Source organism: Hydrogenophaga sp. ZJX-1, assembly GCF_048590325.1.
GTDB lineage: Bacteria > Pseudomonadota > Gammaproteobacteria > Burkholderiales > Burkholderiaceae_C > Hydrogenophaga.
This window is the reverse complement of the sequence record NZ_JBMBRA010000003.1, coordinates 608,566-629,062: the sequence shown is the minus strand read 5'-3', so window position 1 is coordinate 629,062 and position 20,497 is coordinate 608,566. Positions and strand designations below refer to the sequence as shown.

The following is a 20,497-nucleotide window of genomic DNA, read 5'->3' as shown; positions in this document are numbered from 1 at the left end:
CCAGTGTGCCTGAGGGGTGGCGTGATTTGCAACCATTCTGGCAAGCGTGGGCGGCGCAAGGCTCCTAAGCTAGGCCCTGCAGTCCGGTCCGATCCGGACCCCGGAACCCGAGGAGACAAGCCCATGAGCGACCCCCGAAACACGGCCGAACCCCTGACGCTGAGCCTGGCGCGTGGCGCGACCGACGTGCCGTTGATCGAGCAGACCATCGGCGCGTTTTTTGACGCCATGGTGGCGCGCCAGCCCGAGCGCGAAGCGCTGGTGAGCGTGCACCAGGGGCGGCGCTACACCTACCGCGCGCTGCAGGCCGACGCGCACCGCCTGGCCAGCGCGCTGCTGGCGCAGGGCCTGAATCCGGGCGACCGGGTGGGCATCTGGTCGCACAACAACGCCGAGTGGGTGCTGATGCAGCTGGCCACGGCACAGGTGGGCCTGGTGCTGGTGAACATCAACCCGGCCTACCGCACGTCGGAGGTGGAGTACGCGCTCAACAAGGTCGGCTGCAAGCTGCTGGTCACCATGGCGCGCTTCAAGACCAGCGACTACCTGGGCATGCTGCGCGAGCTGGCGCCCGAGTGGGCGCATGGCCAGCCGGGTGCGCTGGAAGCCCAGCAGTTGCCGCACCTGAAAACCGTGGTCTGGATTGACGAGCCGGGGCAGGGCACCGAAGAGGCCGGCCTGATGCGCTTCTCGTCGCTGCTCGCCCAGGGCGACGCGGCCGACCCGCGCGTGGCGCAGGTGGCGGCCACGCTCAAGGCGAGCGACCCGATCAACATCCAGTTCACCAGCGGCACCACCGGCTTCCCCAAGGGCGCCACGCTGACGCACCGCAACATCCTGAACAACGGCTTCTTCATCGGCGAGTGCATGAAGTTGACCCCGGCCGACCGCCTGTGCATCCCCGTGCCGCTGTACCACTGCTTCGGCATGGTGCTGGGCAACCTGGCCTGCTTCACGCACGGCGCCACCATCGTCTACCCCAACGACGGCTTCGACCCGCTGACCGTGCTGCAGACGGTGCAGGACGAACGCTGCACCGGCCTGCACGGCGTGCCCACCATGTTCATCGCCGAGCTGGACCACCCGCGCTTCAAGGAATTCGACCTGTCCACGCTGCGCACCGGCATCATGGCCGGCTCGCCGTGCCCCACCGCCGTGATGCAGCGCGTGGTGGACGACATGCACCTGTCTGAAATCACCATCGCCTACGGCATGACCGAAACCAGCCCGGTGAGCTGCCAGAGCAGCACCGACACGCCGCTGGACAAGCGCGTGTCCACCGTGGGCACGGTGCAGCCGCACCTGGAAGTGAAGATCGTGAACCCGGACAGCGGCGAGGTGATGCCGACCGGCCAGTCGGGCGAACTGTGCACGCGCGGCTATTCGGTCATGCACGGCTACTGGGACGACCCGGCCAAGACGGCCGAGGCCATTGACGCCGAGGGCTGGATGCACACCGGCGACCTCGCCACCATGGACGCCGAGGGCTACGTCAACATCGTCGGCCGCATCAAGGACATGGTGATCCGCGGTGGCGAAAACATCTACCCGCGCGAGATCGAAGAATTCCTCTACCGCATGCCGCAGGTGCAGGACGTGCAGGTGGTCGGCGTGCCCGACGCGAAATACGGCGAGGAGCTGTGCGCCTGGGTCATCGTCAAGCCCGGCCAGACGCTGGACGAAGACACGGTGCGCGCCTTCTGCAAAGGCCAGATCGCCCACTACAAGGTGCCGCGCTACATCCGCTTTGTGGACGCCTTCCCCATGACCGTGACCGGCAAGATCCAGAAGTTCAAGATACGCGATGCCATGAAGGACCAGCTGGGGCTGGCCGAACAAAAGACAGCTTGAACCACAGCCTGACCGAGAGAACCCCATGCCCGCACTCGACACGAAACTCAACGCCCGCTCCGCCGACTTCCAGGCCAATGCCGCCGCCATGAAGGTGGTGGTGGACGACCTCAAGGCGCAGGTGGAAAGAGCCACGCTCGGCGGCGGCGATGCGGCCCGCGCCAAACACACCGCGCGCGGCAAGCTGCTGCCGCGCGACCGCGTGCAGATGCTGCTGGATCCGGGCACGCCCTTCCTGGAACTGAGCCCGCTGGCGGCAATGGGCATGTACCCGGACCGCGACGGCAGCGACAGCGCGCCCTGCGCTGGCGTCATCGCCGGCATCGGCCGCGTGAGCGGTGTGGACTGCATGATCGTCTGCAACGACGCGACGGTGAAGGGCGGCACCTACTACCCGCTCACCGTCAAGAAGCACCTGCGCGCGCAGGAAGTGGCGCAGCAGAACAACCTGCCCTGCATCTACCTGGTGGACTCGGGCGGCGCCAACCTGCCGAACCAGGACGAGGTGTTCCCTGACCGCGACCACTTCGGCCGCATCTTCTTCAACCAGGCCAACATGAGCGCGCAGGGCATCGCGCAGATCGCGGTCGTCATGGGCTCGTGCACGGCGGGCGGGGCCTACGTGCCGGCCATGAGCGACGAGACCATCATCGTCAAGAACCAGGGCACCATCTTCCTGGGCGGCCCGCCGCTGGTGAAGGCCGCCACCGGCGAGGTGGTCACCGCCGAAGACCTGGGCGGTGGCGATGTGCACACCCGTCTCTCGGGCGTGGCCGACCACCTGGCGCAGAACGACCTGCACGCGCTGGCCCTGGCGCGCCAGGCGGTGAAGAACCTCAACGCGCGCAAGCTGCCGCCCATCACCACCATCGACCCGGTGGCGCCGCTGTACTCGGCCGAAGAGCTGTACGGCGTGATCCCGACCGACACGCGCAAGCCGTTTGACGTGCGCGAGATCATCGCCCGCATCGTCGACGGCTCGGACTTCGACGAGTTCAAGTCGCGCTTCGGCACCACGCTGGTCTGCGGCTTCGCGCGCATCGAAGGCATGCCGGTCGGCATCATCGCCAACAACGGCATCCTGTTCAGCGAATCGGCGCTCAAGGGCGCTCACTTCATTGAGCTGTGCTGCCAGCGCAAGACGCCGCTGGTCTTCCTGCAGAACATCACCGGCTTCATGGTCGGCCGCAAGTACGAGAACGAAGGCATCGCCCGCAACGGTGCCAAGATGGTGACGGCCGTCGCCACCGCCGCGGTGCCGAAGTTCACCGTGATCATCGGCGGCAGCTTCGGCGCCGGCAACTACGGCATGTGTGGCCGCGCCTACAGCCCGCGCTTTCTCTGGATGTGGCCGAACGCGCGCATCAGCGTGATGGGCGGCGAGCAGGCGGCGAGCGTTCTGGCGACCGTCCGGCGCGACGGCATCGAGTCCAAGGGTGGCAGCTGGAGCGCAGAAGAGGAAGCCGCGTTCAAGGCCCCCATCAAGGAACAGTACGAGGTGCAGGGCCACCCCTACTACGCCACCGCCCGCCTGTGGGACGACGGCGTGATCGACCCGGCCGACACGCGCCGTGTGCTGGCGCTGGGGCTGAGCGCGTCGCTCAACGCGCCGATCCCCGAGACCAAATTCGGCCTGTTCCGCATGTGAGCGCCGGTATGGACCCGATCGCCCACTTCACCCGACAGGCGCGTTACCACGTCTGGGCCACGCACCGACTGCTCGACGCGGTTTCCCGTCTGAACGATGACGAATACAAGCGCGACGTGGGTCTGTTCTTCAAGAGCATCCACGGCACGCTGAACCACCTGCTGGTGGGTGAGCACCTGCTCTGGTACGCGCGTTTCTCTAAGGGGGCTTCACCGCTGCTGGCGCTGGATGCCGAAATCGAACCCGACCGCGAACGCCTCGGGCAGGCGCTCAAAGGCGGTGCCGCCAACTGGGAGCACCTGATCGCCAGCTGGCCCGCCGAGCGTTTTGACGGCCAGCTGGACTACCAGACCATGAAGGGCGTTCCGCAGTCGCTGCCGTTCGCGGCCACGCTGGCGCACGTGTTCAACCACGCCACCCACCACCGCGGCCAGATCACCGCCGCGCTCACCGCCCTGGGCCAGCCCGGCCCCGAGCTGGACTGGGTGTACCACCTGCAACTGGAAGCCCAGACGCCATGAGTACAGCACTGACCATTGCGGTCCAAGACCGCATCGCGCGCATCACGCTCAGCCGCCCCGAGGTGCGCAACGCCTTCAACGACGATGTGATCCAGGAACTCAAGGCCGCGTTCGAAGCCATGGGCGCGCGCGACGACGTGCGCGCCGTCGTGCTGGCGGCCGTGGGACCGGCCTTCTGCGCCGGGGCCGACCTCAACTGGATGCGCCGCATGGCCGACTACACGCGCGACGAGAACGTGGCCGATGCGGGCCAGCTCGCGGCCATGTTGAAGGCGATCTACGAGTGCCCCAAACCCACCATCGCGGCCGTGCAGGGCGATGTGTTCGCCGGCGGCATGGGGCTGGTGGCCGCGTGCGACATGGCGGTGAGTGTGGACACGGCGACCTACTGCCTGAGCGAGGTGAAGCTGGGCCTGATCCCGGCCACCATCAGCCCTTACGTGATCCGCGCCATGGGCGCGCGCGCCTCTCACCGCTACTTTCTCACGGCCGAGCGCTTCAGCGCGCAGGAGGCGCACCGCGTCGGCTTCGTGCACGAGCTGGTGGGCGCCGAGGCGCTGGACGCGAAGGTGAATGAACTGGCCCAGGCGCTGGTGAGCGCCAGCCCGGCTGCCGTGCGCGCCTGCAAACGGCTGGTACAGGACGTGGCCGAGCGCGAAATCGACGCCGGCTTGATCGCCGCCACGGTGCAGGGCATTGCCGACATCCGCGCGAGCGAACAAGGACGCGAGGGCGTGCAGTCCTTTCTGCAGAAGCGCAAGCCCGCGTGGCTGGCGGGCTAGACGGTTTCTTCCCGGAAGGAGAACACCATGGACGCACTCTGGACCACCCTCGCCAACTGGCTGCACGGCCTGGGTCTGGGTGCGGGCACGGGCGCGGTCAATGAAGTCGGTGGCCAGGTGGTCGAGGGCGTGAGCGCCGCCGCCAGCCAGCTCGACATGCCCAGCCTGCTGGCGCTGGCCGCGGCGCTCGGCTGGGTCAGCGGCTTCCGGCTTTACGCGGTGGTGTTCCTGGTGGGTGCGTCGGGCGCTCTGGGCTGGATGCCGTTGCCCGAAGACCTGCAGGTGCTGCAACACCCGGCCATGCTCATCACCAGCGGCGCACTGTTGTTCGTGGAATTTTTTGCCGACAAGATCCCGGGGCTCGACTCGTTGTGGGACATGGTCAACAGCGTGATCCGCATCCCCGCCGGTGCGGCGCTGGCGGCGGGGGCGCTGGGTGCCGATGGCAGCACCATGGCCCTGGTGGGCGCGCTGCTCGGCGGCACGCTCGCGGCCAGCAGCCAGGCCGCCAAGACCACCACGCGAGCGGCCATCAACAGCTCGCCCGAGCCGTTTTCCAACATCGCCATGAGCCTGGTCGAAGACGGCCTGGTGGTCGGCGCGGTCTGGCTGGCCACGAACCATCCGCTGGTGTTCGGCGTGCTGCTGGTCATCGCCGTGGTGCTGATGTGGATCGTCACCTGGATGCTGTTCAAGTTCCTGCGCGCGGTGTTCCGCCGCGCGCAGTCCCTGTTTTCTTCTGCTACCGCCTGAGGCCTCGAATGTTCACCAAGATCTTGATTGCGAATAGAGGCGAGATCGCCTGCCGCGTCGCCGCCACCGCCCGCCGCATGGGCGTGCGTACCGTGGCCGTGTATTCCGACGCCGACGCCAGTGCCAAGCACGTGGCCGCCTGTGACGAGGCGGTGCACATCGGTGGCAGCGCGCCGAAAGACAGTTATCTGCAGTGGCAGCGCATCCTCGATGCCGCCAAGGCCACCGGTGCCCAGGCCATCCACCCCGGCTACGGTTTCCTGAGCGAAAACGAAGCCTTCGCCAACGCCTGCGCCGAAGCCGGTCTGGTGTTCATCGGCCCGCCCGCGAGCGCCATCCAGGCCATGGGCCTGAAGGCCGAATCCAAGCGCCTGATGGAGAGCGCTGGCGTGCCGCTGGTGCCGGGCTACCACGGTGCCGACCAGGACCCGGCCATGCTCAAGCACGAGGCCGACCGCATCGGTTATCCGGTGCTGATCAAGGCCAGCGCCGGCGGCGGTGGCAAGGGCATGCGTGCGGTGGAGAAGGCCGAAGACTTCGCGGCAGCGCTCGCTTCGTGCAAACGTGAGGCCATCAACAGTTTCGGCAGCGACGCGGTGCTGGTCGAGAAATACGCCCAGCGTCCGCGCCACATCGAGATCCAGGTGTTTGGCGACACGCACGGCAACTGCGTGTATCTGTTCGAGCGCGACTGTTCGGTGCAGCGCCGCCACCAGAAGGTGCTGGAAGAGGCGCCCGCACCGGGCATGACGCCCGAGCTGCGCCAGCAGATGGGCCTGGCCGCCGTGGCCGCGGCGCGCGCCGTGAACTACGTGGGTGCCGGCACGGTGGAGTTCATCGTCGAGCAGCCGCCCGAAGGCGGCATGCGCTTTTATTTCATGGAGATGAACACCCGCCTGCAGGTCGAGCACCCGGTGACCGAGGCCATCACCGGCCTGGACCTGGTCGAGTGGCAGTTGCGCGTGGCCAGCGGCGAGCCGCTGCCGCTGACACAGGAGCAACTGCACATCGACGGCCACGCCATCGAAGCCCGCATCTGCGCCGAAACGCCGGACAACCAGTTCCTGCCCGCCACCGGCCGGCTCGACGTCTACCGCAAGCCCGCCTGCACCAGCTTCGAACGCGGCTCGGTGCGCGTGGACGACGGCGTGCGCGAGGGCGACGCCATCAGCCCCTTCTACGACTCCATGGTCGCCAAGCTGATCGTGCACGGCCGCACCCGCGCCGAGGCGCTGGCCCGGCTCGACGCCGCGCTGGCCGAAACGCGCATCGTCGGCCTGTCGACCAACGTGCAGTTCCTGCGCCACGTGGTCGCCAGCCCCTCGTTCGCGCAGGCCAACCTGGACACGGCGCTGATCCCGCGCGAAGCGGGCGTGCTGTTCAACCAGGACAAGGTGGGTCTGAACCTCGCGGTGGCCGCCGCCGTGGCGCAGACCCTGCTGGCCGAGCGGGCGAGCGAAGGCAAAGACCCGTTCTCGCGCCGCGACGGCTGGCGCCCGCACGGCCTGACCGTGCGCCGCTTCGACTTCGAATACCTGGGCGAGGCGATGCAGGCCAGCCTGACCTACCTGCACGACGGCGCGCTGCAACTGGCGTTCCATGAAACCAGCGGCCTGCTTGGGTTTGATGCGCTGCCGGCGGAGAACGGCACGTTGATGGACCTGCGCTTCATGGGCCAGCGCCAGACGGTGCAGACCTGGCAGCGCGAAGAGATCGTGCACATCTTCTGTGCCCTGGGCGCCACCCAGATCACCGAGCTCGACGCACTCGCCCACGCCGGCGAAGCGGCGCACGACGTGGGGCGCCTCACCGCGCCCATGCCGGGCAAGGTGGTGTCGTTCGCCGTGAAGGCCGGCGACGCGGTGAAGAAGGGCCAGCCGCTCGCGGTGATGGAGGCCATGAAGATGGAACACACCATCGCCGCGCCGGCCGACGGCACGGTGGCCGAGCTGCTGTACGCGCCGGGCGACCAGGTGGCCGAGGGCGCGGAGCTGCTGAAAATCCAGACCGCCTGATCTCCCAACGGGCCGCAGTATCACGGCGGTGCGGATTCGCATTCACCGTTGGCCCGGGCCTGTCGATGGGCCCGGCGCGAACGGGCCTCCCAGCCAGCAGGCTTTTCGTCTTGCCATAAGCTCGCCGCATGAACATCACTTTCTGCTGCACCGACACCAAGGCACAACCCTGGCTGGACGGCCTGCGCGCGGCCTTTCCCGACGCGTCCGTCGAGGTCTGGGAATCCGGTGCGCCACAGGCCGACCACGCCGTGGTCTGGGCGCCGCCGCAACAGTTTCTCGACGAGCAGCAGGCGCTCAAGGGCCTGTTCAACATCGGTGCGGGTGTGGACGCGCTGCTCAAGCTGCGCCTGCCGCCCGGCGTGAAAGTCGTGCGTCTTGACGACGCGGGCATGTCGGTGCAGATGGCCGAATACGTGTGCCACGCCGTGATCCGCCACTTCCGCGAATTCGATGGCTACGAGGCCGACGTGAAGGCGGGCAAGTGGTCGTACCGCAAGCCGCGGGATCGCCAGGACTTTTCCATCGGTGTGATGGGCCTGGGCGTGCTCGGTGAGCGCGTGGCCCGGGCGCTGCGGGTGTTCGACTTTCCGGTGCTTGGCTGGAGCCGCACGCCCAAGGCCATCGAGGGCGTGGTCACGCACAGCGGAGAGGCCGGGTTCGATACCTTCCTCTCAGACTGCCGGGTGCTGGTCAACCTGCTGCCGCTCACGCCCGACACGCGGGACATCCTCAACCGCGACACACTCGGACGGTTGAAGCCCGGCGCTTACCTGATCAACGTGGCGCGTGGCGCGCACCTGGTCGAGGCCGACCTGCTCGCCCTGCTGGAGAGCGGCCAGATGGCCGGCGCCATGCTGGACGTGTTCCGCACCGAACCGCTGCCGGCCGAACATCCGTTCTGGACCCACCCGAAGATCACCGTCACCCCGCACACATCCGCACGCACCTTGCGCGATGAAAGCATCGCCCAGATCGCGGGCAAGATCCGCGCGCTGGAAGCGGGTCAGCCTGTTGCGGGTGTGGTCGATCCTGTCAGGGGTTATTGAATTCAGCCCTCACCCCAACCCTCTCCCGCTGAGCGGGAGAGGGGGTCAAGCCTTTCGGAGACATTCATGAACATCCCATCCAAAGTCCACCTCATCGACGTCGGCCCGCGCGACGGCCTGCAGAACGAAAAGCAGCCAGTGCCGGCGGCGGTGAAGATCGAGCTGGTGCACCGCCTGCAGGCCGCGGGTCTGAAGGAGATCGAGGTCACGAGCTACGTGAGCCCGAAATGGGTGCCGCAGATGGCCGACAACCACGAGGTCATGAGCGGCATCACGCGTCAGGCCGGCGTGCGCTATTCGGTGCTCACGCCCAACCTCAAGGGTTTCGAGGCCGCGCTGCTCGACCGACCCGATGAGATCGTGGTGTTCGGTGCCGCCAGCGAGGCCTTCAGCCAGAAGAACATCAACTGCTCCATCGCCGAGAGCATCGAACGCTTCGCGCCCGTGGTCGCCGCGGCCCAGGCTGCAGGCATCGCCGTGCGCGGCGCCATGAGCTGCACCGTGGGCTGTCCGTACGAAGGCGAGATCGCTCCCGAGCGCGTGGACTACCTGGCGGGGCTGATGAAGGGCGTCGGCGTCGAGCGTGTGGACGTGGCCGACACCATCGGCGTGGGCACGCCGCGCAAGGTCCAGGCCGCCATCGAAGCAACGCTCAGGCACTTTTCCATCGATCAGGTGTCCGGGCATTTCCACGACACCTATGGCCAGGCCTTGTCCAACACCTTGGCGGCACTGCAGATGGGCGTCTGGAACTTCCAGTCCTCCGTGGCCGGTCTTGGCGGTTGCCCGTATGCCAAGGGCGCGACCGGCAACGTGGCCACGGAAGACGTGGTCTACCTGCTGCACGGCATGGGCATTCAGACCGGCATCGATCTGGACAAGCTGGTGGACGCCGGCCAGTTCATCAGCGAACACCTGAACCGCCCGAGCGGCTCGCGCGTGGCGCGCGCGTTGCTGACGAAGCGGCAAGGCTGAACACCATGGATCTCAACATCTGGCTTGCCTTCTTCGCCGCCTCCTGGGTGATCGCGATTTCACCGGGCTCGGGCGCGGTGCTGTCCATGAGCCATGGTCTGGCCTACGGCGTGCGCCACACCAGCGCCACCATCGCGGGCCTGCAGCTGGGGCTGTCGGTGATCCTGCTGATCGCCGGGGTGGGCGTGGGCGCGCTGCTGCTCGCGTCGGCCACCGCGTTCACCGTGGTCAAGGTGCTGGGCGCGGGCTACCTGATCTGGCTGGGTGTGAAGCAGTGGCGCTCGCCGGTGCATGCGGCCCATGCCCACCAGCAGGCCGCAGACGGCGTGGCGGGCCTGAAGCCCGGGCTGCCCACGGTGCGCCAGCGGGTGCTGACCGGCTTCATGACCAACGTGACCAACCCCAAGGGCATCGTGTTCATGGTGGCGGTGCTGCCGCAGTTCATCGACCCGTTGCGCCCGCTGTGGCTGCAGCTGCTGATCCTGCTGGTGACCTCGATCTCGGTCGATCTGGTGGTGATGCACGGCTACGCTTTCCTGGCATCGCGCGCGCAGCGCTGGCTGGCCACCGCGAAGGCGCGCCGTGCGCAGAACCGCGTGTTCGGCGGCGTGCTGGTGGCCATGGGCGCGAGCCTGATGCTGGTGAAACGGGCCGCCTGATGGTGGCAGGTACCATTCCCGACCATGACTGACGACACCTTGAATCCTGTGGAGCTGCCGCCCGGCGTGCAGCGTGTCATGGCCGCGCTGGCCGAACGCGGCCACCCCCACACGCCCGTGATGCTCGACGACGCCGCGCGCACCGCGCAGCAGGCCGCCGACGCACTCGGCGTGGCGCTGGGCCAGATCGCCAAGAGCATCATCTTCCGCCGCAAGAGCGACGACGCAGCCGTGCTCGTCATCACCTCGGGCGACCTGCGCGTGGATGAAAAAAAGGTGCAGGCCATCGTCTGCGCCGAGGGCGGCAAGCTCGGCCGTGCCGACGCCGATTTCGTCAAGAGCAAGACCGGTTTTTCCATCGGCGGCGTGTCGCCGCTGGCGCACGCCACGCCGCCGGTGACGCTGATCGACGACCAGCTGTTCCGCTTTGCCGAAATCTGGGCCGCGGCGGGCCACCCGCACGGTGTGTTCCGCCTCAGCCCGCACGAACTGCAAAGCCTGACCGACGCGCCGGTGCACGACGTCACCGCGCCGCTGAATCCCTCCCCATGAACGAACCGCTGATCAACCTGCGCGACGCGCGCGAACGCCACCCCGGCCCCGGCGTGCCCTCGCCCTGCGTGTCCATCTGCGAACTGGATGAGCGCAGCAGCAGCTGCAAGGGCTGCTATCGCACGCTGCCCGAAATCGCCACCTGGAGCGCACTGGCGGATGCGGAAAAGCTGGTGATCTGGGAACGTATCGAGGCGCGCCAGAGCGCCTGACCCGAGAGGACTCCATGAGCGTTGACTCCCTGCACGACATCACGTTCTGGTACGACCCGATCTCGCCCTACGCCTACCTCGCGTTCGAGCGTCTGCCCGAAGCGCTCATGGGGCTGAGCGTGCGCGTGCGCTACAAGCCGGTGCTGTTCGCCGCCTTGCTCAAAGCCAACGGCCAGCTCGGGCCGGCGGAGATTCCGTCCAAGCGCGACTGGACCTACCGCCAGGTGGGCTGGCTGGCGCACCGGCACGGCGTGCCACTCGACCTGCCGGCCGCCCACCCGTTCAACCCGCTGGCGCTGCTGCGCCTGGGCCTCTGCACCGCCACGGACGATGCACCTGGCGAGACCAACCGCTACGTGACCGAGCAGCTGTTCCACCACGTCTGGCACGGCGGCGGCGATGCGGTGGCGCCCGATCGCCTGGCCGCGCTGCAGACGCTGCTGCAGGACCACATGGCCCAGCGCGAGAAGCCCTGGCACGCGCCCGGCAGCGAGCTGGTGAAACAGCGCCTGCGCAGCAACACCGACGAAGCGCTGGCGCTCGGCCTGTTCGGCGTGCCGGCACTGGAGACCCGTGGCCGTGTGTTCTGGGGGCAGGATGCGCTGCCCATGCTGCGGGCCCTGCTGGAGGGTGATCCCTGGTTCGATTCCGGTGCCTGGGACGCCGCGGCGGCGCTGCCCGTGGGCGTGCGCCGCGGGGGCTGACGCCCTTGTCGTTGACAAGCCTCAAGTCGGGGTGCGCGCGGCGACGGCTAAGATGGTGTGTCCCCGTCGCGGCCGGGACCCTCAGACGGGCCTCGGGCTGGAACTGAAACACTTTCACCCACAAGGAGATATGGCATGTTCAAAAAAATTCTGGTCCCTACCGATGGCTCGACCCTGGCGCAGAGCGCAGCCACCATCGCCGCCCAGCTCGCCAAGAGCCAGGGTGCGCAGGTCGTGGGTGTGTATGTGATCGACCCGTTTCCCTATATCGGCATCGGTGATGCATCCGCCGTCGGTTTGCAGGCCTACATGGCCGAAGCCCGCAGCGCCGCCGGACAAGCGCTGGAGGCCCTGGGCAAGGTCTGCAAAGACGAAGGCGTGCCCTTCGCCGGTGACACGATCGAGCGCAACGTGGTCTACGAGGGCGTGATCGAGACCGCGCAGGCCGAAGGTTGCGACCTGATCGTCATGGCGTCGCACGGCCGCCAGGGCGTCAAGGCCCTGATCCTGGGCAGCGTGGCGCAGAAGGTGCTCACGCACGCCCGTGTGCCGGTGATGATCGTCAAGGGCTGAAGGAAACACCCCCGCAGCGCTTCGCGCGACCCCCTCAAGGGGGCGGCGACGCAGGGGGTTACCTCCGGAATCTGCCGGAGGCGTCCACGATCGACAGGTCGGCGAAATCGAGGCCGGTGTGGTTGTCCGGTCCGTAGCTGACGCTCAGGCCGCCGATGTTGAAGTTCTGCAGGCCCTCCAGCGCGTCGCGCAGGCCTTCGGATGTCGGGTTGGGCCCGGCGCGGCGCAGGCCTTCGACCAGCACCTTGGCCGCCGCAAAGCCTTCGATCATCGCGGGTGACACGCCCTCCATGCCCTTGGCCTTGGCCAGTGTCTGCGCCTCGCGGATCAGGGGGTAGGTCAGCGAGCGCTCGTTCGGGAAGACCTGGGTCACGATCACGCCGTGTGCGTGTTCACCCAGCAGCTTGATGAAACCCTCCGACGCGTTGTTGGACAGGGTGACGATCTGCGCCCGGGAGCCGGCGGCGCGGATCGCCTTGACCGCGTTGGCGGTGTTGCCGGCCGAGCCGATCACCATCACGGCCTGGGCTTTCTGCTGGGTCACTTGCTGGGCCAGCGCGGCAAATTCGGGTTTGTCGCGTGGAAACTTCTCCAGCAGCAGCGGTTTCTGCCCGACCTTCTCAAAACCCTTCTGCGCCCCGGTGGCCGAATCCGCACCAAACGAATCGTCGGTCTGCAGCACCGCGATGCGCGTCATGCCGATGCTGGCCAGGTGTTCGATGGCCTTGGCCGCTTCGCGCTGGTAGGTGGCGCGCACGTTGAACACCCAGGGATTGACGGGGGTGTGCAGCGCCATGGCGCCCGTGCTGGGGCCCACCAGCGGCAGCTTGTGCTCCGCCAGCAGCGGCAACAGGGCCTGCGCGTGCGGTGTGCCGCGGTTCAGGAACAGCGCGAGCACCTTCTGTTGGGTGATCAGCTCGCCGGCCACCTCGACCGTGCGCTTGGGGTCGAACTGGTCGTCCACCGAGATCAGTTCGATCTTCTGGCCGTTCACGCCGCCGCGCGCGTTGACCGCGTTGAGGTAGAGCTTGGCGCCTTCGGTGTTCTCTTTCACGCCGGCCGACACCGAACCGGTGAAGCCCGAGGGTTGGCCGATGCGCAGCTGGGCCCAGGCGGGCATGGCGAGGGTGGTGAGGGCCGCCAGGCAGGCGGTGACCAGGGCCAGGCGATGTCCTGGGCGGGTGTGTGTCATGTGTTTGTCTCCAGCGATGGCGCCAGTCTAGGCGCGGCGCCGTTCCGCGAAATTGTGGAAATGACGTAGCCGCGCACGGTGCGGGTCCTTGCGCTCCTAGAATGTTTGCCTCCCCACCGGAAACCCCCTCATGTCTGATGCGCACCCGCTCCTGAACCCCTCGTCCCCGTCCGAACCCGCGGATGCTGCGCCGGCAGACAGACCGGCGCACACCGAGACCGGGCTGATCCGCATCCGCGGCGCGCGCCAGCACAACCTCAAGAACATCGACCTCGACATCCGCACCGGTGAGCTCACGGTGGTCACCGGGCCCAGCGGTTCGGGCAAGTCCAGCCTGGTGTTCGACACGCTGTTCGCCGAGGGCCAGCGCCGCTACGTCGAGACCTTCAGCGCCTACGCGCGCCAGTTCCTCGACCGCATGGACAAACCTGCGGTGGACCGGGTGGACGGCGTGCCGCCCGCCATCGCCATCGACCAGACCAACCCGGTGCGCAGCTCGCGCTCGACCGTGGGCACGATGACCGAGCTGAACGACCACCTGAAGCTCCTGTTCGCTCGCGGCGCCGACCTGTTTGACCGCGAGACCGCGCTGCCGGTGCGGCACGATTCGCCGGAGTCGATCTACGCCGAGCTGCAGAAGCGTTGTGCTGCGTTGAACGATCCCAGGCTGGTGGTCACTTTCCCCGTGGAACTGCCGGCCAGCACCACACCCGAAGAAATCGAACAATGGCTCTCGGCCAGCGGTTACACGCGGGTGCAGGCCGAGCGCATCGTGCAGCGCGCCGCACCGGCGCCCGATGCGAAAACGGCGAAAACCACCAAGGTCAAAGCCACCAAGAGCGCCGCGGCCAGCGAAGCTGTGAAAGTGCTCGACGTGGTGGCCGACCGCTTCCGCATCGGTACCGCCGAGCAGGTGCGTGTGATGGAGGCCATCGAAGCCGGCCTCAAGCGTGGCAGTGGCAAGCTGATGGTCTATGTGCTGGGCGAGGAGGGCGCCGAGCCCGTGATCTGGCGGTTCTCGACCGGATTGCATTGCCCCGAAAGCGACATCCGCTACACCGACCCCACGCCGTCGATGTTTTCGTTCAACTCGGCCGTGGGCGCCTGTGAGGCCTGCCGTGGTTTTGGCCGGGTGATCGGGGTGGACTATGGCCTCGTGATCCCGAACGACAAGCTCACGCTGCGCAACGGCGCGATCAAGATCTTCCAGACCCCCGCCTGGAAAGAGGCCCAGGACGACCTGATGCGCCACGCTGAAAGCGCGGGCATCCCGCGCGACACGCCCTGGAACAAGCTCACGCCCGAGCAGCAGCACTGGGTCAAGGCCGGTTCGCCGAACTGGAACGGCAAGTGGAACCAGCACTGGTTCGGCATCGCGCGTTTCTTCGAGTACCTGGAGAGCAAGGCCTACAAGATGCACATCCGCGTGCTCTTGTCCAAGTACCGCAGCTACACCGAATGCCCGAGTTGCGGCGGCGCGCGCCTGAAGACCGACAGCCTGTTGTGGCGCATCGGCACCAAGGCCCAGGCTGACGCGGTGCTGCCGCCCGAGAACCGGTACCTGCCGAAGGGCGTGAAGTGGTCGCGTGCGCAGCTGGAGGCTTTGCCCGGCCTGTGTCTGCACGACCTGATGCTGCTGCCGCTGGACAAGTTGCGGGTGTTCTTCGCCGCGCTGGACCGGACCCTGGTCCCGGCGGGCTCGGACCTTGCGGGCGCCGGCCAGGCCCAGGCGGTGCGCCTGCTGTTCGAAGAGATCAACACCCGCATCCGCTACCTGTGCGAAGTCGGCATTGGTTACCTCACGCTGGACCGCCAGAGCCGCACGCTCAGCGGTGGCGAGGTGCAGCGCATCAACCTCACCACCGCGCTCGGCACCTCGCTGGTGAACACGCTCTTCGTGCTCGACGAACCCAGCATCGGCTTGCACCCGCGCGACATGGCGCGCATCAACGACGCCATGCTGCGCCTGCGCGACGCGGGCAACACGCTCGTGGTGGTCGAGCACGACCCGGCCGTGATGCTGGCGGCCGACCGCCTGATCGACATGGGCCCCGGCCCGGGCGAGCGCGGCGGCCAGATCGTGTTCGACGGCACGCCCGAGCAGATCCGCAGCGCCGACACACTGACCGGCGCCTACCTCGGCGCGCGCAAGACCGTGGGCATGGGCTTCAAGCGCATGGTGACCGACAGCACACCGCGGCTGATCCTGGAAGGCGCGCGCGAGCACAACCTGCAGAACGTGAGTGTCGAGTTCCCGCTGCAGCGGCTGGTGGTCGTCACCGGCGTGTCGGGCTCGGGCAAGTCGAGCCTGATCCAGGACGTGCTCGCGCCCGCGCTGCTGCGCCACTTCGGCAAGTCCACCGACTCGCCGGGCGCACACGACCGCCTGCTCGGCGCCGACTTCCTGAGCGAGGTCGTTTTCGTCGACCAGTCGCCCATCGGCAAGACCGCGCGCTCCAACCCGGTGAGCTATGTGGGCGCCTGGGACGCCGTGCGCGCGCTGTTCGCCGACGCGCCGCTGTCGCGCCAGCGCAGCTACACCGCCAGCAAGTTCAGCTTCAACAGCGGCGACGGGCGCTGCCCCACCTGTGGCGGTTCCGGCTTCGAGCATGTGGAAATGCAGTTCCTGAGCGACGTGTACCTGCGCTGCCCCGACTGCGACGGCAGACGCTACCGGCCCGAGATTCTGGAAGTGAAGCTTGAACGCGGGGCCCGCTGGTTCAGCGTGGCCGACGTGCTCGACCTCACCGTGAGCGAAGCCGCTGCCTTGTTCGTCAACGACCGCGAGGTCATCCGTGCGCTGCAGCCCATCGTGGACGTGGGGCTGGAGTACGTGAAACTGGGCCAGCCGGTGCCGACCCTGTCGGGCGGCGAGGCGCAGCGCCTGAAGCTCGCGGGTTTCCTGGCCGAAGCCGCCAAGAGCGCCAGCGCGAGCCGCCAGCCGGTCTCGCGCAAGGGCACGCTGTTCCTGTTCGACGAGCCCACCACCGGCCTGCACTTCGACGACATCGCCAAGCTCATGCGCAGCCTGCGCAAGCTGCTCGAAGCCGGGCATTCGCTGGTCGTGATCGAACACAACCTCGACGTGATCCGCGCCGCCGACTGGCTGATCGATCTTGGTCCCGAGGGCGGCACGGGCGGTGGTCTGGTGGTGGCCGAGGGGCCGCCCGAAGACGTGCGACAGCACCCCGCCAGCCACACCGCCAAAGCCTTGCGCGACTACGCCGAGTCCATGGGCGAGGTGCACGCGGTGCGCGAAGGCCGCTTGATCGATTACCTGAAGCAGCCGCAGCGCCAGCGGGCCTCGATCGCGCGCACCTCGGGCCACAGCAACGCCATCCGCATCGTCAACGCCAAGGAACACAACCTCAAGAACCTGAGCGTGGACATCCCGCGTGGGCAGTTCAACGTGATCTCCGGCGTGAGTGGTTCGGGAAAATCGACATTGGCCTTCGACATCCTGTTCAACGAAGGCCAGCGGCGCTACCTCGAATCGCTCAATGCCTACGCGCGCAGCATCGTGCAGCCCGCGGGCCGGCCCGAGGTGGACGCGGTCTACGGCATCCCGCCCACGGTGGCGATCGAGCAGCGGCTCAGCCGCGGCGGCCGCAAGAGCACGGTGGGCACCACCACCGAGGTCTGGCACTTCCTGCGCCTGCTCTATGTGAAGCTGGGGACACAGCACTGCGTGCACGACGGCGCGGCCGTGATGCCGCAGAGCCCCGAGAGCATCGCCGCCGCCATCCTCACGCGCTACGCCGGCCAGCACATCGGCCTGCTCGCGCCGCTGGTGGTCAACCGCAAAGGCGTCTACACCGAGCTGGCCGACTGGGCACGCCCGCGCGGCCACACCCACCTGCGTGTGGACGGCGAGTTCCTGCCCACGAGCGGCTTCCCGCGCATCGACCGCTTCAAGGAACACACCATCGAACTGCCGGTGGCCGACGGCGTGGTGGATCCGGCCAACGAGGCCTGGCTGCGCAGCCAGCTCAGCAAGGCGCTGGAGATCGGCAAAGGGCAGGTGCATGTGCTGCACCAGATGCAGGGCCTGGCGCATGCCATGGCCGAGGGTGTGACAACCGTGGGCCTGGGCCAGCTGGAAGTCTTTTCCACCAACCGCGCCTGCCCTGTCTGCGCCACCAGCTACCCCGAGCTGGATCCGCGCCTGTTTTCGTACAACAGCAAACACGGCTGGTGCCCCGACTGCGTGGGCACGGGCCTGGCGCTCTCGCGCGAGCAGCGCAAGGCGCTGGACGATTCGGTGCGCGACGACAACGAGCGCGGCCGCGAGCAGAGCTTCGCCGAACCCGAGGTGGAAGACCTGGCCGACCGGCCTTGCCCGGCTTGCGAAGGCACACGATTGAATGCCCAGGCCCGCGCGGTGAAGTTCGGCGGTGTGGGCATCTCCGACGTGGCACGCTTGTCGGTGAACGAAGTCCGCTCTTGGGTGCAGGGCTTGCTGAAAGTGGCCGTGCTGACGAGCCGCGAAGCCGACATCGCGCGCGACCTGTTGCCGGAGATTGAAAGCCGCCTGGCCTTCCTCGAAGAAGTGGGTCTGAACTACCTCACGCTCGACCGTGGCGCGCCCACGCTCAGCGGTGGCGAAGCGCAGCGCATCCGCCTCGCGGCGCAGCTCGGCAGCAATCTGCAGGGCGTGTGCTACGTGCTCGACGAGCCGACCATCGGCCTGCACGCACGCGACAACGCCATCCTGCTCAACGCGCTGCACAAGCTCGGCGAGATGGGCAACACGCTGGTGGTGGTGGAGCACGACGAAGACACCATCCGCCGCGCCGACCACATCATCGACATCGGGCCCAGTGCCGGCAAGCGCGGTGGTCGTGTGGTGGCGCAAGGGTCGGTGGCCGATCTGTCTGCCAACGCTGAGTCCGTCACCGGGCGCTACCTGCTGCATGCGATGAGGCACCCGCTGCAGCCGCGGCGAGCCGTGGATGGGGCGGCTCCTGCACTCGAAGTCCGCGGCGCCAAGCTGCACAACCTCGACAACCTCACCGTCGCCGTTCCCCTGCAGCGCCTGGTCGTGGTCACCGGCGTCAGCGGCTCCGGAAAGTCCACCTTCGCGCGCGACGTGCTGCTCACCAACGCCGCGGCCGCCGTGTCCCAGCGCAGCACCTTCGCCGGCCGCACCAGCTGGGACGCGGGCGAGCGCCCCAACTGGACCGGCTGCGACAAACTGCTGGGCTCCGAAGTGGTGGACCGTGTGCTCGAAGTCGACCAGACGCCCATCGGCAAAACGCCGCGCAGCTGCCCGGCGACCTACATCGGTTTCTGGGACACGGTGCGCAAGCTCTTCGCCGACACCCTCGAGGCCAAGGCGCGCGGTTACGGCCCGGGCCGCTTCAGCTTCAACACCGGCGAAGGCCGCTGCCCGGGCTGCGAGGGTCAAGGGATGCGCACCATCGAGATGAGCTTCCTGCCCGACGTGAAAGTGCCCTGCGAGGTCTGCCATGGCGCGCGCTTCAACCCCGAGACGCTGGCCGTCACCTGGAAAGGGAAGAGCATTGGCGACGTGCTGCAGATGGAGGTGGACGAGGCGGTCGAGTTCTTCGCCAGCATGCCCAACATCAGCCATCCGCTGCAGCTGCTGAAAGACGTGGGCCTGGGCTACCTCACGCTGGGTCAGCCATCGCCCACGCTGAGCGGCGGGGAAGCGCAGCGCATCAAGCTCGTGACCGAACTCAGCAAGGTGCGCGACGACGTCACGCGCCGCGGCCAGAAGGCCCCGCACACGCTCTACGTGCTGGACGAGCCCACGGTGGGCCTGCACATGGCCGACGTGGAAAAACTCATCCGAGTGCTGCACCGCCTGGTGGACGGTGGCCACAGCGTGATCGTGATCGAGCACGACCTGGACGTGATGGCCGAAGCCGACTGGATCATCGACCTCGGGCCGGAGGGCGGCGGTGGCGGTGGCCGCGTGGTGGCCGAAGCCCCTCCCGACGAGGTGGTGCGGCTGGACACGCACACCGGGCGCGTGCTCGGGCCGGTGCTCGCGCGGACCTGAGATATCTGTTCGGACCGAGCCGGTCGAAGCCGTTCAGGGGCGCCCGGCGCCCGGCACGCTGACCGTTGTGGTCCAGACCGCGGCCTCGCGTGCCGCCCGGCGGGCGTGTTCATTGAAGTCCGGGGCGACACAAACAAACAGGGTGCACCCGTCCGGGCCGCCCAGCGTGCAGGCGAAGGCACCCTGTTCGCCCGTGGAACGGCTTTCGAGGACTTCGCCGCCGGGGGCCATGCGCACCACGCGGTGACCGACCGCATCGGCAAACCAGACCGCGCCGTCGGCGTCGAGTGTGGCGCCGTCGGGCGCGGCGGCCAGGCTGCCCAGCACCGAGGCCATGTCGGTCAGTGCCGGCAGTTCACCGAAGCGGGCCCAGTCGCGGCGGGGACCCAGGGCACCATTGGCCTGGATGTCAAAGGCCGAAATGCGGTTGCCCATGGTTTCGCCCACGATCAGGGTCTGGCCATCGGGCGTGATCATGCTGCCGTTGGGGAAATAGAGGTCGGTGGCCACCACCTGGACCGAACCGTCGGGATCCACCCGCGCCAGGGTGGCTGTTTGCGGCGTGCCGCCGCCCATCAGGTCGAAGCCGAAGTTGCCGACATAGGCGCGGCCCTGGGCATCGACCACCATGTCGTTGAGGTGTCCGAGCGCCACCGACGAGAGGTCGGCGTGGGTGACGAGGTGGCCGTCGGCTTCCTGTCGCAGGATGCGGCGGTCACGCATTGACACCACCAACAGGCGACCGTCGGGCAGCCAGCCCATGCCCGAGGGTTGCTCGGGAACCTCGGCCACCGGCGTCACCTCGCCCTGCAGGGTCACCCGCACGATCTGCTGGGTGTAGAAGTCCGACAGCCAGAGTTGCCCGTCGTGCCAGCGCGGACTTTCAAAGAAGGTGTAGCCCGAGATGAACGGCGAAAACGGCGCGGGGATGGTCATGGTGTCTCCTGAATGTTTTGGGGGTGGGAACGGCTCCACCTTAGGGCACG

General features: G+C 67.8%; 16 protein-coding genes. 14 read left to right on the top strand and 2 right to left on the bottom strand.

The window, feature by feature from the left end; all coding sequences use genetic code 11:
- Positions 1-123: 123 nt before the first annotated feature.
- The 13 genes from ACN5W5_RS11810 to ACN5W5_RS11750 all read left to right on the top strand — a co-directional run bounded on the left by ACN5W5_RS11810 (position 124) and on the right by ACN5W5_RS11750 (position 12,294).
- Positions 124-1,851: an AMP-binding protein gene (locus tag ACN5W5_RS11810; RefSeq protein ID WP_420048694.1), complete on the top strand. Its 1,728-nt coding sequence runs from the start codon at positions 124-126 to the stop codon at positions 1,849-1,851.
- A 25-nt stretch (positions 1,852-1,876) separates the two neighbouring features.
- Positions 1,877-3,499 carry a carboxyl transferase domain-containing protein gene (locus ACN5W5_RS11805; protein WP_420048693.1) on the top strand — a complete coding sequence of 541 codons (1,623 nt, stop codon included), beginning with the start codon at positions 1,877-1,879 and terminating at the stop codon, positions 3,497-3,499.
- A gap of 8 nt (positions 3,500-3,507) precedes the next feature.
- Entirely contained in the window at positions 3,508-4,020 is a 513-nt protein-coding gene (locus tag ACN5W5_RS11800; RefSeq protein ID WP_420048692.1) for a DinB family protein, read from the top strand.
- The gene (locus ACN5W5_RS11795; protein WP_420048691.1) at positions 4,017-4,802 is read left to right on the top strand and encodes an enoyl-CoA hydratase/isomerase family protein; all 786 of its coding nucleotides are present in this window, start codon (positions 4,017-4,019) and stop codon (positions 4,800-4,802) included. Before ACN5W5_RS11800 ends, ACN5W5_RS11795 begins: the two co-directional genes overlap by 4 nt.
- 27 nt (positions 4,803-4,829) lie before the next feature.
- Positions 4,830-5,555: a DUF4126 domain-containing protein gene (locus tag ACN5W5_RS11790; RefSeq protein WP_420048690.1), complete on the top strand. Its 726-nt coding sequence runs from the start codon at positions 4,830-4,832 to the stop codon at positions 5,553-5,555.
- 8 nt (positions 5,556-5,563) lie between these two features.
- Positions 5,564-7,570 carry a biotin carboxylase N-terminal domain-containing protein gene (locus tag ACN5W5_RS11785; RefSeq protein ID WP_420048689.1) on the top strand — a complete coding sequence of 669 codons (2,007 nt, stop codon included), beginning with the start codon at positions 5,564-5,566 and terminating at the stop codon, positions 7,568-7,570.
- 128 nt (positions 7,571-7,698) lie between these two features.
- Entirely contained in the window at positions 7,699-8,619 is a 921-nt protein-coding gene (locus ACN5W5_RS11780; RefSeq protein ID WP_420048688.1) for a 2-hydroxyacid dehydrogenase, read from the top strand.
- A gap of 66 nt (positions 8,620-8,685) precedes the next feature.
- Complete coding sequence (locus ACN5W5_RS11775) at positions 8,686-9,594, top strand: hydroxymethylglutaryl-CoA lyase (protein WP_420048687.1); 909 nt, start codon at positions 8,686-8,688, stop codon at positions 9,592-9,594.
- Positions 9,595-9,599: 5 nt separating this feature from the next.
- Positions 9,600-10,253 (top strand): LysE family transporter, encoded by a 654-nt coding sequence (locus ACN5W5_RS11770; RefSeq protein WP_226464871.1) that lies wholly within the window; start codon positions 9,600-9,602, stop codon positions 10,251-10,253.
- 24 nt (positions 10,254-10,277) lie between these two features.
- Positions 10,278-10,805, top strand: a complete 528-nt coding sequence (locus ACN5W5_RS11765) for a YbaK/EbsC family protein (RefSeq protein ID WP_420048686.1) — start codon at positions 10,278-10,280, stop codon at positions 10,803-10,805.
- Entirely contained in the window at positions 10,802-11,017 is a 216-nt protein-coding gene (locus tag ACN5W5_RS11760) for a DUF1289 domain-containing protein (RefSeq protein WP_420048685.1), read from the top strand. The genes ACN5W5_RS11765 and ACN5W5_RS11760 overlap by 4 nt, the downstream gene beginning before the upstream one ends.
- Before the next feature lie 14 nt (positions 11,018-11,031).
- A complete protein-coding gene (locus tag ACN5W5_RS11755; protein ID WP_420048684.1) occupies positions 11,032-11,721 on the top strand; it encodes a 2-hydroxychromene-2-carboxylate isomerase in 690 nt (229 codons plus the stop codon).
- Positions 11,722-11,856: 135 nt separating this feature from the next.
- The gene (locus tag ACN5W5_RS11750) at positions 11,857-12,294 is read left to right on the top strand and encodes a universal stress protein (protein ID WP_226464872.1); all 438 of its coding nucleotides are present in this window, start codon (positions 11,857-11,859) and stop codon (positions 12,292-12,294) included.
- Between the two features lie 58 nt (positions 12,295-12,352).
- On the opposite strand, the gene ACN5W5_RS11745 is transcribed toward ACN5W5_RS11750, so the two are convergent.
- A complete protein-coding gene (locus ACN5W5_RS11745) occupies positions 12,353-13,486 on the bottom strand; it encodes an ABC transporter substrate-binding protein (protein ID WP_420048683.1) in 1,134 nt (377 codons plus the stop codon).
- 130 nt (positions 13,487-13,616) lie between these two features.
- On the opposite strand from ACN5W5_RS11745, the gene uvrA reads away from it, so the two are divergent.
- A complete protein-coding gene (gene uvrA, locus ACN5W5_RS11740) occupies positions 13,617-19,511 on the top strand; it encodes an excinuclease ABC subunit UvrA (RefSeq protein WP_420048682.1) in 5,895 nt (1,964 codons plus the stop codon).
- A gap of 33 nt (positions 19,512-19,544) precedes the next feature.
- Here uvrA and ACN5W5_RS11735 read toward each other — a convergent pair whose 3' ends face one another.
- A complete protein-coding gene (locus tag ACN5W5_RS11735) occupies positions 19,545-20,447 on the bottom strand; it encodes an SMP-30/gluconolactonase/LRE family protein (RefSeq protein WP_420048681.1) in 903 nt (300 codons plus the stop codon).
- Positions 20,448-20,497 lie beyond the last annotated feature (50 nt).